General features: G+C 66.1%; 14 protein-coding genes and 1 pseudogene. 7 read left to right on the forward strand and 8 right to left on the reverse strand.

Features of this window, described 5'->3' with window-relative positions:
• Window positions 1-444 precede the first annotated feature (444 nt).
• A complete protein-coding gene (locus tag QTI24_RS12405) occupies window positions 445-1,611 on the forward strand; it encodes a hypothetical protein (RefSeq protein ID WP_286600753.1) in 1,167 nt (388 codons plus the stop codon).
• Window positions 1,612-1,624: 13 nt separating this feature from the next.
• On the opposite strand, the gene QTI24_RS12410 is transcribed toward QTI24_RS12405, so the two are convergent.
• The 3 genes from QTI24_RS12410 to QTI24_RS12420 are packed head-to-tail and all read right to left on the reverse strand — an operon-like array spanning window position 1,625 to window position 3,487.
• Entirely contained in the window at window positions 1,625-1,747 is a 123-nt protein-coding gene (locus tag QTI24_RS12410) for a hypothetical protein (RefSeq protein WP_286600754.1), read from the reverse strand.
• A gap of 26 nt (window positions 1,748-1,773) precedes the next feature.
• A complete protein-coding gene (locus QTI24_RS12415; RefSeq protein ID WP_286600755.1) occupies window positions 1,774-2,814 on the reverse strand; it encodes an MBL fold metallo-hydrolase in 1,041 nt (346 codons plus the stop codon).
• A 13-nt stretch (window positions 2,815-2,827) separates the two neighbouring features.
• Window positions 2,828-3,487: a peroxiredoxin gene (locus tag QTI24_RS12420; RefSeq protein WP_286600756.1), complete on the reverse strand. Its 660-nt coding sequence runs from the start codon at window positions 3,485-3,487 to the stop codon at window positions 2,828-2,830.
• A 203-nt stretch (window positions 3,488-3,690) separates the two neighbouring features.
• Here QTI24_RS12420 and QTI24_RS12425 point away from each other — a divergent pair, with 203 nt between their 5' ends.
• Complete coding sequence (locus tag QTI24_RS12425; protein ID WP_286600804.1) at window positions 3,691-5,709, forward strand: acetoacetate--CoA ligase; 2,019 nt, start codon at window positions 3,691-3,693, stop codon at window positions 5,707-5,709.
• Between the two features lie 71 nt (window positions 5,710-5,780).
• Window positions 5,781-6,146, forward strand: coding sequence for a YbaY family lipoprotein (locus QTI24_RS12430; protein WP_286600757.1), 366 nt, complete (start codon window positions 5,781-5,783; stop codon window positions 6,144-6,146).
• A 27-nt stretch (window positions 6,147-6,173) separates the two neighbouring features.
• Here QTI24_RS12430 and QTI24_RS12435 read toward each other — a convergent pair whose 3' ends face one another.
• Window positions 6,174-6,575: a phage holin family protein gene (locus tag QTI24_RS12435; protein ID WP_286600758.1), complete on the reverse strand. Its 402-nt coding sequence runs from the start codon at window positions 6,573-6,575 to the stop codon at window positions 6,174-6,176.
• Window positions 6,576-6,694: 119 nt separating this feature from the next.
• Here QTI24_RS12435 and QTI24_RS12440 point away from each other — a divergent pair, with 119 nt between their 5' ends.
• Window positions 6,695-7,198 (forward strand): MerR family transcriptional regulator, encoded by a 504-nt coding sequence (locus QTI24_RS12440; RefSeq protein WP_286600759.1) that lies wholly within the window; start codon window positions 6,695-6,697, stop codon window positions 7,196-7,198.
• Window positions 7,195-8,744: pseudogene (locus QTI24_RS12445) on the forward strand (MFS transporter). Before QTI24_RS12440 ends, QTI24_RS12445 begins: the two are co-directional and overlap by 4 nt.
• 34 nt (window positions 8,745-8,778) lie before the next feature.
• On the opposite strand, the gene QTI24_RS12455 reads toward QTI24_RS12445, so the two are convergent.
• A complete protein-coding gene (locus QTI24_RS12455; RefSeq protein ID WP_286600762.1) occupies window positions 8,779-9,162 on the reverse strand; it encodes a hypothetical protein in 384 nt (127 codons plus the stop codon).
• Window positions 9,163-9,305: 143 nt separating this feature from the next.
• On the opposite strand from QTI24_RS12455, the gene QTI24_RS12460 reads away from it, so the two are divergent.
• Window positions 9,306-9,947, forward strand: a complete 642-nt coding sequence (locus QTI24_RS12460) for a peroxiredoxin (protein ID WP_286600764.1) — start codon at window positions 9,306-9,308, stop codon at window positions 9,945-9,947.
• Between the two features lie 49 nt (window positions 9,948-9,996).
• Here QTI24_RS12460 and QTI24_RS12465 read toward each other — a convergent pair whose 3' ends face one another.
• Both QTI24_RS12465 and QTI24_RS12470 read right to left on the reverse strand, forming a co-directional pair.
• Complete coding sequence (locus QTI24_RS12465) at window positions 9,997-10,266, reverse strand: hypothetical protein (protein WP_286600765.1); 270 nt, start codon at window positions 10,264-10,266, stop codon at window positions 9,997-9,999.
• A 41-nt stretch (window positions 10,267-10,307) separates the two neighbouring features.
• Window positions 10,308-11,726 carry an 8-oxoguanine deaminase gene (locus QTI24_RS12470; RefSeq protein ID WP_286600766.1) on the reverse strand — a complete coding sequence of 473 codons (1,419 nt, stop codon included), beginning with the start codon at window positions 11,724-11,726 and terminating at the stop codon, window positions 10,308-10,310.
• 80 nt (window positions 11,727-11,806) lie between these two features.
• Between QTI24_RS12470 and QTI24_RS12475 the strand changes: the two genes are divergently transcribed.
• Window positions 11,807-12,448: a hypothetical protein gene (locus tag QTI24_RS12475; protein ID WP_286600767.1), complete on the forward strand. Its 642-nt coding sequence runs from the start codon at window positions 11,807-11,809 to the stop codon at window positions 12,446-12,448.
• Window positions 12,449-12,451: 3 nt separating this feature from the next.
• Here QTI24_RS12475 and QTI24_RS12480 read toward each other — a convergent pair whose 3' ends face one another.
• Window positions 12,452-13,054: a hypothetical protein gene (locus tag QTI24_RS12480; RefSeq protein WP_286600768.1), complete on the reverse strand. Its 603-nt coding sequence runs from the start codon at window positions 13,052-13,054 to the stop codon at window positions 12,452-12,454.
• Between the last annotated feature and the right edge of the window lie 144 nt (window positions 13,055-13,198).

Here is a 13,198-nt window from a genome sequence, read left to right on the forward strand (position 1 = left end):
CCGCGCGGCGTATTTCTCCCGGAGGTAGGTGCTGAGGGTCTGGTCGAATGCCGGCCCCGTGAAGGTCGGCCGGTCCAGGAATTCCTCGAAGAGGTCGACATGCCGCTTCGGTGTGTTCGCAATCCCTACACGCAATCCGCGATCGACCTCGACGTTCGCCGGCAGAAGTCGGGTGTTCGAGAAGAGCACCAGCACGTTCCGCGTCTCCGTCGCTGTCGCAGGCGACGAGGCCGCAAGGCAGAACGCGAACAGCAGCAGGGGAAGGCGCATCGCTCCGAGAATGGAATTGCGCGTGGCCGTTGCCCATTGGGCGAAGGTGCAGCGCCTGTTGCCCCTTGGGGCAGTCCGGGGCCCACACGGCCTGCGGCTGTTTGCCATCCGGCAGCATTCCGCTAGCATTTGACGCGCCCTCGGAGCCCCGGGGGACCACAAGATTGGTACCGCATGCAGGTCTCGTTCAACAGGCATGGTCCGTTCTATCGCATGCAGCGCCGTCTCGGCCTGTTGTCCGATACCAATCTCGCCGTAGGTCGCCGCGCCGTGCTGTTCGTCGCGCTGTCGTGGATCCCCGGCGTGGTGCTCGCAGCACTCGAAGGCGTTGCGCTGGATCCGAATCACGAGCGGGCCATGCTTCTCGATTTCAGCGCCTACGCCTTTTCCATTGCCGTTGTGGCCTTCGTGCTCATGGAGGAGATCTCGGACCGGCGCATGGTGAAGCTCGTCGCGCAGTTCGAGGACCGCGATATCGTGCCGCAGGCGTCGCGCGGCGGCATGGTGGCGGCGCGGGCGAACATGGAGCGGCGCACTGGATCGTGGTTGGCGGAAGCTGTCATTCTCGTGGTTGCCTACGCCCTCTCGTACTTCTGGCTCATGCGGGCACCGATGGGTGCCGATGGGGGCACGTGGTATGGACGCCTGGTCGACGGTTCGCTCCGGCCGACGCTGGCCGGCTGGTGGTCGATGCTCGTGGCGCTGCCGCTCTACTGGTTTCTTCTCGGCCGCTGGCTGTGGCGCTTCGTGACCTGGGGGCTCATGCTGTACGACATCGCGCGTTGCGATTTGCGCCTGGTTGCCACGCATCCCGACCGCTGCGGCGGCCTGGCCTTCATGGGACAGTACCCGCAGACCTATGTGCTCTTCGTCTTCGCGGAAAGCACGGTGGTTTCCGCGACGGTGCTCAAGCTGGTCGTGCATGGAGATGCCAGCCTGATGGGCTTCAAGTTCGCGCTGTTGGGGATGATCGCCTTCTTTGCCATTGCGTTCGTCCTGCCCCTGCTGGTCTTCATGCCGCGCCTCGTGTCGCTCAAGCACGAGGGGCTCGCGCACTACGGTTCGCTCGCCAGCCGGCACAACATCGCCTTCGACACGAAATGGGTCTCCGCCCCGGAAGCGGAACCGTCCGAGGAAATGCTGGGTTCGCCCGATCCGTCTTCGCTGGCGGACCTGGCGGCAGGCTACGACCTGATCAAGCGCATGCTTCCCGCGCCGGTCACCCTGGAGAGCATCGCGCCGATCGTGCTGGCCTCGCTGGTGCCGGTGGTTTGCGTAGCGGCGACTCAGGTGCCGTTTGCGCAGATCGTCGAAACGATCAAGACCTTGTTGCCTCTCTGAAGCAGAAGCGCGATCAGCCCGCCACGGCCTGCGGGACGGCGGCCGCCGCCTTGGGCGGCTGCGGCTTGGGTTCGCAGCCCGCGAGCGCGACCAGGGCCGCGCAGACGCAAAGAAATGAGAGCTTGCGGTAGTTCATGTCCATCTCCTTCGACAGCCGGGGCCTCAGGGCTCCTTGCCGGTCTTCAGCGGGTAACCCACCTCCCTCCATGCCTTCATGCCGCCGTCCAGCGCCACGGCGCGCATGAAGCCCATGGATCGCAGGGTCGCGGCGGCGAGCGTCGAGATGTAGCCCAGTTCGCAGCACGCGAGGATGCGCCGCGTGGGGTCGGGCAGGTCCTGGTTCACGCGCAGTTCGAGCTGGCCGCGCGGCAACAGCCGGGCGCGCGGGATGTGACCGCCTTCGTAGGCATCGCGCTCCCGCACGTCGAGCACGATGAGATCGTCCTCGGCTGCTTCGACCCTGGACTTGAGCTCGGCCAGCGACATGAACGGAACGGCCGCTGTCGCCTCGGCCAGCAGGCTTGCCACGGTCTTGCCGCCGCTCATGTTCGTGCGCAGGGCCTCGGTGATGTGCGTGGGCATCGTGAGGTTCAGGCTGCGCATCATCTCGACGAACTCGCCGCGATCGCGCTTCTGCAGGCGCGGATTCGTCGCGATCTCGTCCGCGATGGTCGAGTGGCTGCGCCCCTTGTAGTCGTGCGCCGGGTACACCTGCAGCGCAGGGTCGAGGTGCAGCAGGCGATTGAACAGGCTGTCGTACAGCGCCTCGGGGTCGCCGCTGGGCAGGTCGGTGCGGCCGGTGCCGCCGATGAGCAGTGTGTCGCCGGTAAAGACGCGGTCCTCGACCTGCAGGCACATCGAGTCGGCCGTGTGGCCCGGCGTGTGCAGGGCCTGCAGCCGCAGCTTGCCGAGCACGACCATCTCGCCGTCGCCGATCCGCATGTCGACGAAGGGTGCCGGGCTCGCGCGGTGCATGACCACGGGCACGTCGAGTTGCCGCGCCAGCTCCTTGGTGGCGGAGAAATGATCGGCGTGCGTGTGCGTATCGATGAGGTAGCGGATGCGCACGCCGTCGCGCGCGGCCAGCGCGAGGTAGTGGTCGATCTGGCTCAGTTCCGGATCGATGAGGGCGGCCACGCAGGTCTGGTCGCAACCGATGAGGTAGGACTGGCAACCGCCCGTTGCGATCTGCTCGAAGACCATGGTGCGCGCCGGATCAGCCCGGTTGCTTGACCACCCGCAGATAGGGCTTCGGTGCCTTCCAGCCATCGGGGAAGAGCTTCTTCGCGTCGTCGTCCGAGACCGAGCCGGCAATGATCACGTCCTCGCCGTTCTTCCAGTTGACAGGCGTGGCGACCTTGTGCGCCGCGGTGAGCTGCATCGAGTCGAGCACGCGCAGGATCTCGTCGAAGTTGCGGCCGGTGGTCATCGGGTAGGTGAGCATCAGCTTGATGCGCTTGTCCGGGCCGATGACGAAGACCGAGCGCACCGTGGCATTCGTGGCGGCGGTACGGCCTTCGGAGGTGCCGGGTTCCTCGGCGGGCAGCATGTTGTAGAGCTTGGCCACGGCCAGGTCGGTGTCGCCGATCATCGGGTACTTGGGCAGGTAGCCTTGCGTTTCCTCGATGTCCTTGGCCCAGCGATCGTGAGCATCGACCGGGTCGATGCTCAGGCCGATCAGCTTGGCGTTGCGTTGGGTGAACTCGGGCTCTATCTTCGCCATGTAGCCCAGCTCGGTCGTGCACACCGGCGTGAAGTCCTTGGGATGCGAGAACAGGATGGCCCACTTGTCGCCAATCCAGTCGTGGAACTTGATCGGCCCCTTGGTGGTGTTGGCCGTGAAATCCGGGGTGACGTCGTTGATGCGCAGTGACATGTCCGCTCCTTTGGAAGTGTGTGGTGGCATGGCCTGCGGCCGGGGCAACGGGATGATGGATCGCCGGGCCTCTTCGGTCGCCGCAGGGTCAGCAGAAAGTACACCACGATCCGATGGCAGGTACAAGCGTACAAGTACAGAACCTGTGCTTTCCCCGATTGAGCCGGGCCGGCGCTGCGCGTTAGGCTGCACAGGTGAATCACATCTCTCCACCCATCGTTCCCCAGATCCCCCAGATTCGTCTCTACCAGGATTGGCTGCGCGAGAAGCGCGGACTTTCCTTCGATTCCTACGATGCGCTGTGGCGCTGGTCGGTCACCGATCTGCCCGCCTTCTGGCAGAGCATCTGGGATTTCTTCGACATGCAGTCCCCGACGCCGGCGAGCACCGTGCTGGTCGACGCGCACATGCCCGGCACGCGCTGGTTTCCCGGCGCGCAGGTCAACTACGTGCGCGAAGTGCTGCGCCATGCCGATGCGGCGCACGCGGCCGGCATGCCGGCCATCATCAGCGACAACGAACTCGGCGAAGTGCGCGAGATGTCCTGGCCCGAGCTGCGCCGGCAGATTGCGGCTTTTGCGCTGACCTTGCGCGAGCTCGGCGTGGTGCGCGGCGACCGCGTTGCGGCCTACCTGCCCAACGTGCCCGAGACGCTGATCGCCTTCCTCGCGTGTTCGAGCATCGGCGCGGTGTGGAGCGTGTGCGCGCCCGACATGGGCACGGCCGCGGTGGTCGACCGGTTTCGCCAGATCGAGCCCAAGGTGCTGATCGCAGCCGATGGCGTGCATTACGGCGGCAAGCCGCTGGACCGCAGCGCCGTCGTGCAGGAGCTGCGCGCCGCGCTGCCCAGCGTGAAGAAACTCGTGCTGGTGAGAACACCCTTCGCTGCGCAGCAGATCCCCGCCGAAGCGGAATGGACGAACGCCGTAGCGCGAAACGACGGAGCGACCGCCATTTTCGAGCCCGAGTGGCTGCCCTTCGACCACCCGATCTGGATCGTCTATTCCAGCGGCACCACCGGGCTGCCCAAGCCCATCGTGCACGGGCAGGGCGGCATCATCGTCAACATGTACGCCTGCGGCCTGCACCATGACCTGGGGCCGAGCTACAGCGCCAACAACTTCGGCGAGCGCTACCACTGGTACAGCTCGACCGGCTGGGTCATGTGGAACTCGCAGCTCTCGGGGCTGGCTTTCGGGTCGACCATCTGCATCTACGACGGCAACCCGGCCGGCAGCAAGGAGAAGCCCGACTGGGGCGTGCTCTGGCGCTTCGTGGCGCGGCACGAGGTGACCTTCTTCGGCGCTGGTGCGGCCTATTTCACCAACTGCATGAAAGCCGGGCTGGAAGCGAAGGACTGCGGCGACCTCTCGCGCGTCCGCGCACTCGGCAGCACCGGCTCTCCATTGCCAGAAGAGGTGCAGCTCTGGGGCACGGCGCAGGTGCTCGCGGCCGGTTCGCCCGCCGTGTGGTGGTACAACATTTCGGGCGGCACCGACTTCTGCGGCGGCTTCGTCGGCGGCAACCGCGAACTGCCCGAAGTGCCGGGGCAGATGCAGTGCCGCTATCTCGGCGCATCGGTCGAGGCATGGAATGAATCCGGCCAGCCGGTGATCGGCGAAGTCGGCGAACTGGTCTGCACGCAGCCCATCCCTTCCATGCCGCTCTACCTCTGGGGCGACGAAGGCAATGCGCGCTATCTCTCGAGCTATTTCGACACCTATCCCGGCATCTGGCGCCATGGCGACTGGATCAGGATCGGCGACGACGGCGGCTGCATCATCTATGGCCGCAGTGACGCCACCATCAACCGCCAGGGCCTGCGCATGGGCACCAGCGAGATCTACAGCGCGGTCGAAGGGCTGCCCGAAGTGCTCGACTCCATGGTGGTCGACCTTGAATACCTGGGCCGTGAAAGCTACATGCCGCTGTTCGTGGTGCTGCGGCCTGGCGTGGCGCTCGACGATGCCATGCGCGCGAAGATCAACAACGCGATCAAAACCTCGCTGTCCCCGCGCTTCGTGCCCAACGACATCTTCCAGGTCGCTGAGATTCCGCGCACGCTCTCTGGCAAGAAGCAGGAGCTGCCGATCAAGAAGCTGCTGCTCGGCCAGCCGATCGACAAAGTCGTGAACCGCGAGGCGATGGCGAATCCCGGCAGCCTGGAGTGGTACGTGGCCTTCGCCGAACGCCATGCGCAAGCGCACAATGCGGCCGCATGAGGAAACGCACCACATTATTTGCGCTCGCTGCGGTCACCAGTCTTCCGCTGCTGGGGGCTTGTGCATCCTCGATGAACACCACCACCTCGACTGACAAGGCGCCGGCGCTGCGCGTGACGGGCTCCGTCACGTTCCGCGAACGCATCGCGCTCGACCCTTCCGCCGAGATCGTGGTGCAGCTCCTCGACGTCTCGCGCATGGACGTGGCCGCCGTCGTGCTGGCCGAGCAGCGCATCCGTGCGGACGGCAGGCAGGTGCCTTTCAACTTCGCGCTGAGCGTGGACCCGGCACGCATCGATCCGCGCATGCGCTACAACGTCTCGGCGCGGATTCTTCAGGGCGACAAGCTGCTCTTCATCAGCGACACCGCCTATCCTGTGCTGACACAGGGGCGTGGCACCACGGCGGATCTCATGCTGGTGCGCGTCGCTCGCTGATCGACCGGGCCCTCGCACCTGGCACGGCTACAGCCACTTCCCTTCCGATGGCATCTGGATGCGCGTTTCCGGCGTGCCGCCGTCGATCAGCGCGCCAACGCAGATGCTGAGCAGCGAGATGAAGATGCTCGCGAACAGTGCCGTCCAGAAGCCGGACACCTTGAAGCCCTTCACCAGCGCCGACACCAGCAGGATCATCAGCGCGTTGATGACCAGGATGAAGAGCCCGAATGTCAGCAACGTCAGTGGCAGGGTCAGGATGATGAGCAGCGGCCGGACGATGGCATTGGCAAAGCCGAGCAGCAGCGCCGAGACCACGAGCGCCGAGACGCTTTCGAAGGTGATCCCCTTGAAGATGTGACTGGCCACCCACAGCGAAAAGGCGGTGATGGCCCAGGTGATCAGGAAGGGAGCCAGGGAATTCAGCATGTCGGTCGCTCTCGTCGTTGGTATGACCGGCGCATCATATCGGCGAGCGACGCGAATCCTTCATGGGTCCGTGGCAGCAAACCTGTACGTGAACGTACACGTTGATGTAGAATCGAATCATGGCCCAGATCCCCGACACCATCACCGTCCGAGAAGCCGCAGAGCGGCTCGGCGTGACGCCGCGCACCCTCAAGTACTACGAGGAACTCGGCATCGTGGTGCCGGTGCGCAGCGAAGGGCGCTATCGCCTCTATCAAGCGGCCGACCTCGAAAAGCTTTCGCGGGTGCTGCGCATGCGATCGCTCGGCTTTTCCCTCACCACCATCACCGCGATGGTCCAGAAGCCCTTCGAGCCTGCCGCCGACGGCGGAAGGCCGCGGCTGTCCAACGCATCGCTGAAGGAATTGAAGGAAACGCTGGTCAACCAACTCGACGCGCTCGATACCCGCGTCGCGCAGGTCCGACGCGAACTGAAGGAGGCCGCCACGCTGCAGGCGCAGCTGCGGCGCGACATCGACTACGTGGAGCGCCGGCTCACCGGCGAGCCGATCGAGTCGGTGCTTCGAGAGCGTCGGCGCGCCGAGCCCGCCCGGGCCGCCGGACGCAAGAGGCCTGAAGAATGAACACCTCCGCCTCGGCGCCTGCCGGCCGCGGCATCGACGTCGCCGCGCTGGCGCCGTGGGTCATTGGCCTGGTGACCGGCATCGATTACTTCGACAACGCGCTGTTCGCCTTCTTCGCGAGCTATATCGCCGGGGGCGTGAACGCATCGGCCGATGAACTCGTCTGGGCATCGAGTGCCTATGCGCTCGGCGCTGTCCTCGGCATCCTGAATCAGCACGCCTGGGTCGAGCGATTGGGCTATCGACGCTACCTCGCGACCTGCATGTTCGCCTTCGCCATAGGTGGCGTGTGTGCCGCGCTGGGTGAGAACTCGGTGCAGCTCATGCTGGCGCGGGGCTTCCAGGGCTACTTCGTCGGGCCCATGCTGGGCGCCTGCCGCATCCTGATCCAGATCGGCATCCCGCCACAGCGGCGCGCCAAGGCGCTCAAGTCCTTCATGGTCCTGATCGTGTTCAGCGGCGCATTGGCGCCCATCATGGGCGCCTGGCTCGTCACGCATTTCGAGTGGCGCTCGCTATTCCTCTGCACGGCGCCGGTCGCGGCGCTCACGGGCGTGATGGCCTGGTGGACGCTGCCGGACATCGGCGACGTGGCGCCGCACGAGCGTACCGAGCCGCACTACGCGGCGTACGTCGTGTTCGCGCTGGCGCAGGCCGCGCTGCAGGTGGTGCTGACGCGCGCGCACTTCGAGCTCTTTTCCGGTTCGCCCACGCTGATCGGCCTTGCCATCGCCGGCATCGCGGGCCTCGGCTGGTTCGCATACCACCAGTGGCGGCATCCGGCGCCGCTGGTGCGGCTCGATGCCCTGCGGCAGTCGACCTTCCAGATCGGGTTGGCGCTCTACGTGATCTATTACTACCTGTCGACCGGCTTCAGCTACCTGCTGCCGCGGCTGATGGAAGGCGGCCTCGGCTTCTCGGTCGGCGACACCGGCTACTTCACGGGCACGACCTCGCTGGCGTCGGGCCTGCTGCTCTTCGTGTATCTCAAGTTTTCCGCGCGCGTCACCCACAAGAAGTGGCTGGTCGTCACGGGCTTCGGCATCGCGGCGCTGGCCGCATGGCTCTTCGCGCGCATGTCGCCCGAGGTCGGCCGATTGCAACTCGCGGGGCCGCTGCTGCTGCGCGGGCTGATGATGCTGTTCGTCATGCTGCCGGTCGCGAACGTCACTTTCCGAGGCTTGGCCGCGGATGACTTCGCCCACGGCTACCGGCTCAAGAATCTGGTGCGGCAGCTCGCCATTTCATTCGCACCGCGAGCGTCATCGCGCTCCAGCAGCACCGCGTGGCGCTGCACCAGACGCGGCTCGCCGAATCGGCCAGCCCGTCCAACGCCACCTTCATGCAGTCGCTCGACATGCTGACGCGCGGATTCACCGCCGGCGGCCATGCGATCGGCGAAGCGCATTCGATGGCGCTGGCTTCGCTCTCGCGGATGCTCGAGCAGCAGGCGACTTTCATGGCCTCGCTCGACGGTTTCCAGGTGATGGCAGTGATCGCGCTGGTCTGCGGCGTGTTCGCGGCCTGGCAGCGTGAGATCGACTGAGCCGGGCCGCGAGTCGGCAGACAAAGGGCCAACGTCACAAGTTCGCGTGCGCCCACCGCTGGACGGCTTCGGCGGTGTCGCTCGGCTTGGTGTTGAAGCAGATCCTGGCGCCAGGGGCCGCCCGATGCACCACGTTGATCAGCCGCTCGAAGAGAAGAAAGTAAGCGGGAATGGTCCGGATGCCGGCACCGATGACCACGCAGTCGAACGGTTTCTCAGCGAGCTTCCGAGCAGTCATGTCGGCAGCCGTTTCCCCGAGATCCGTCAGGCAGAGTTCTGCTTCGTACCCCAGAGCGGCGAGCTTGGCCTGGTCCGCGGCCAGTCCGGCCCGGACCTTGTCGGCGTTCATGTCCGGCATCGTGCTGAAGTCGACCAGGTTCGGCTCCAGGCCGATGACCAGTACCTGCGTCTTTTTCATTGGATTCTCCTTCGAGGCCGGGCCCTCGGGTCCGGCCGAGGCATATGCGAAATTGCGATGTAGAAAGTACAAGACATTCGTTGGGACGGACCACGGGATTTTCGACAATCGCGCTCCCTTCCTTCCGATCTTCTGGAGTCTTCATGACGACCCTGCGACTCGGCGACACCGCCCCCAACTTTTCTCAGGAGTCCAGCGATGGCCCGATCGACTTTCACGCGTGGGCCGGCGATTCGTGGGTGGTGCTCTTTTCGCATCCCGCCGATTTCACGCCGGTCTGCACCACCGAGCTGGGCAAGACGGCGGCACTGTCGGGTGAGTTCGCCCGGCGTGGCGTCAAGCCGATCGCGATCAGCGTCGATCCGGTCGACAAGCACAGGGAATGGATCGGCGACATCAACGACACGCAGAACACGACGGTGGACTTTCCCATCCTGGCGGACGCCGATCGCAAGGTGGCCAATCTCTATGACCTGATCCATCCGAACGCCTCCACCACGGCGACAGTGCGCAGCGTCTTCATCATCGATCCGAAGAAGGTGATCCGCACGATCATCACCTACCCGGCGAGCACCGGGCGCAACTTCGACGAGATCCTGCGCGTGATCGATTCACTGCAGCTCACGGACAGCCACAAGGTCGCGACGCCTGTGAACTGGCGGGACGGCGATGACGTTGTCATCATCCCCAGCCTGCAGGATCCGGCCGAAATCGCCGAGCGCTTCCCCAAGGGCTACAGGGCCATCCGTCCCTACTTGCGACTGACGCCGCAACCCAACAAATGAAGGCGTGGCCTGAAACGGGGCGGCCATCACGGAAAACCGTGAGTGGCACCTAGAGATCGGCGAAGCCCGTGCTGCCGGAGTGGTCCCTCGATTGCCACTCGGCCAGCCAGAACTCGACGCGCGTGACGACCCGGTCCAGGGCGAGCTTCCTGTCGCGGTCCAGGTTCGACACAAGCATGCGGCAACGCAGGACGCCGGCTTCGCGCAGTTCCGCCACGCCGCCGTGCATCTGGTCTTCGCCCCGTGTGAGTTGGAGGTCGAAGGTCCAGCCTTCCGGCAGGTTCAAGGAGATTTCGAGGCTGGCGTCTGGGTGGTCCATGGCAACCTGACAGCATACCGCCGCGGGCTGACGGGATACCCTCAATTCACATGAGGGTGGCGGGCCTTTTCATACAGCGTGCGCGCGAGGTCGCGGTGGCGGGCGAGGAGGGGGTCGAGCTCCAGATCGGTGAAGCGCCCGTCGCGAATCCGCACGCGGCCGTTGATCACGTTCAGGGCCACGGCGCCCGGCTGGCAGAACACCAGCGCGGCCACCGGGTCGTGCCCCGCGCCGGCATGCGCCACGCCGCGCAGGTCGAAAGCCACGATGTCGGCCGACATGCCCGGCGCGAGCGAACCGATGTCGTCGCGGCCGAGGACCTGGGCGCCACCGAGCGTCGCGATCTCCAGCGCCTCGCGCGCCGTCATCGCCGCGGGGCCGAAGCCCACGCGCTGCAACAGCATGGCCTGGCGTGCTTCGCCGAGCATGTGGGCGCCATCGTTCGACGCGCTGCCGTCCACGCCGAGCCCCACCGGTACGCCCGCTCGGCGCATTGCACCGATGGGCGCGATGCCCGAGGCCAGCCGCATGTTGGAGCACGGGCAGTGCGCCACGCCGGTGCCGGTGCGGCCGAAGAGGGCGATGCCGGCCTCGTCGAGCTTGACGCAGTGCGCGTGCCATACGTCACGGCCGACCCAGCCGAGATCCTCCGCATATTCGGCCGGCGTCATGCCGAACTTCTCGCGCGAATAGGCGATGTCGTTGTCGTTCTCCGCCAGGTGCGTGTGCAGCGAAACGCCGCGCTCGCGCGCCAGTTCCGCAGACAGCCGCATCAAGTCGCGCGAGACCGAGAAGGGCGAGCAGGGCGCGAGCACGATGCGGCGCATCGCGTGGCGCGAGGCATCGTGCCAGTGGCCGATGAGCCGCTCGCTGTCTCGCAGGATCGCATCCTCGGTCTCGACAACTTCGTCGGGCGGCAGGCCGCCCAGGCTCCGGCCCACGCTCATGCTGCCGCGCGAGGCATGGAAGCGCATGCCCATGGTGTCGGCCGCCTCGATCGAGTCGTCGAGCCGCGCGCCGTTCGGAAAAAGATAGAGGTGATCGCTGGTGGTGGTGCAGCCTGAGAGCATCAGTTCGGCCATCGCGGTTTGCGTCGACACGCGGATCATCTCGGGCGTGATGCGCGCCCACAGCAGGTACAGATGGGTGAGCCAGCCGAAGAGCTCGGCGTCCTGCGCCTCGGGCACCGCGCGCGTGAGGCTCTGGTACATGTGATGGTGCGTGTTGACCAGCCCCGGCATCATCACGTGGCCGCGCATGTCGATCGACTCGGCGCGTCCGGCCAGAAGCGCATCGGCGTAGACGGCCGGCAGCTCGGCAGTGGGGCCCACCCATGCGACGGCGGGGCCTTCCGTGACGACCGCCCCGTCCGCTATCTCGCGCCGCGCCGCGTCCATGGTGACCAGCACGTCGGCATGTTGGAGGACGAGCGGGCGGTGGGGTGTGGAGGACGCGGTCATGGGTCGGGATTCTGCGCCGGCATGCAGAAATAACTTGCACCACCCCTGTTCAGCGGCCGTCCTCCTGCCGATAGAACGGAGTGACCCCGACCCGACACGGCGAGCCCGGCTACCGAATCCTGATGCGCGAAGGGTGCAGGCTCGTCTATGGGCCCATGCCGCTGGCGGAGTTCCTGAATCTCCTGAGTCGGGCGCATGACAGCGAGGTGCTGCATCCCGGCCTGGCACGCATGCTGGGTGCGACGGCGGTCGTCGGGCCGCTCGAGGCGCTGGCGCGGATTCGGCGGCAGGAAACTCCTGCTGCAGTCGAGCGCGTGCGCGTGCAACTGGGCCGCGCCGCGCTGCTTCTCGATCTGTATTCGCTGCGCTGGCTCGCGGCTGGCGAGCAGGGCCCCGCCAGCCTGGCCCTGTTCGTGCTGTTGACAGGTGTGAGACCCCGGTACTACAGGGGGAGGACGACGGAAGACGTCCCGCGCGAGGCGAACGCCTTCCGTCGTTGCCGCCAGCTGATCGAACAGGTGCCGGCGCTGCGGCGCGCCTTGCCGGTGCTGGCGCAGCGCGTGGCGGAGCCCGGCATTGCGGAGTGGGCGGCCATCGCCGAAGCCTGGGACGATCTCTGCGAGCAGATGGACCACGAGGCGCCCGATTGGCGGGACGGCCCGATCAAGGCCCAGGGCGTGACGGCCATGCTGAATTGCTTCCGCGAGCTGGAAACTGCCTGAGCTTCAGTGCCCCGGCCTGCGTGCGCTGCCGTTGCGCGCCCGATGCGAGAGGAACCGGCGCAGCCAGGCGTTGGCACGCGGTGCCTTGCCGGGCAACGCGGCAGTTTCGCGCTCCCTGAAGGCTGCCCATTCGGCCTGAGTGGCTGCGTTGAGTGCCGACAGATTTGCGACGTTGTATTGCCAGAACGCGGCCACCGCGAAATGCCCCGCGCGTTCGCCCTTGGGCTTGGGCGTGATCACGATGTGCTCCGCGCCGATGCTCTGCAGCAACGCCGATCGAGAACCGGCCAGGCGGATGCCGTTGCCGTAGCCCTCGATGTCCCGGTTCAGGACGAAGCTGATCACCGACACGCTGGAAAAGTGTGTCGCAATGAAGGCCACCAGCTCCAGGAGCAGCACCCGGCCGATGCGCAGTTTCTGCAGGGCGTGGCTACACGCTTCGGACGATGGCGTGTAGTGCTGGATGCGAACTTCCGTACCGCCGCGGCTCACGGGCACCGGGTCCAGCGTGCCGACGTGGATCTCGCCGTAGTAGGCGAAGATGGGCGCGCCCAGCACGCAGGGGGCCGAATCGGGCCCTGTGAACCGCAGTGCTGTGATGCTCATGTGTTGCCCGCGCTTCCCTCATCCGTTTGAGTCATCGGCACCGCGCGCAGGCGCCCGTACCGCTATGGCGCTCGATTTTCGAGCGCACTGCCTGAGTTGAATTGGCCGAACAGCGGGGTGTTTCCCCGCGATGTTCGCGCGGCT

Source organism: Variovorax sp. J22P240 (genome assembly GCF_030316855.1).
Classification (GTDB): Bacteria; Pseudomonadota; Gammaproteobacteria; order Burkholderiales; family Burkholderiaceae_C; genus Variovorax.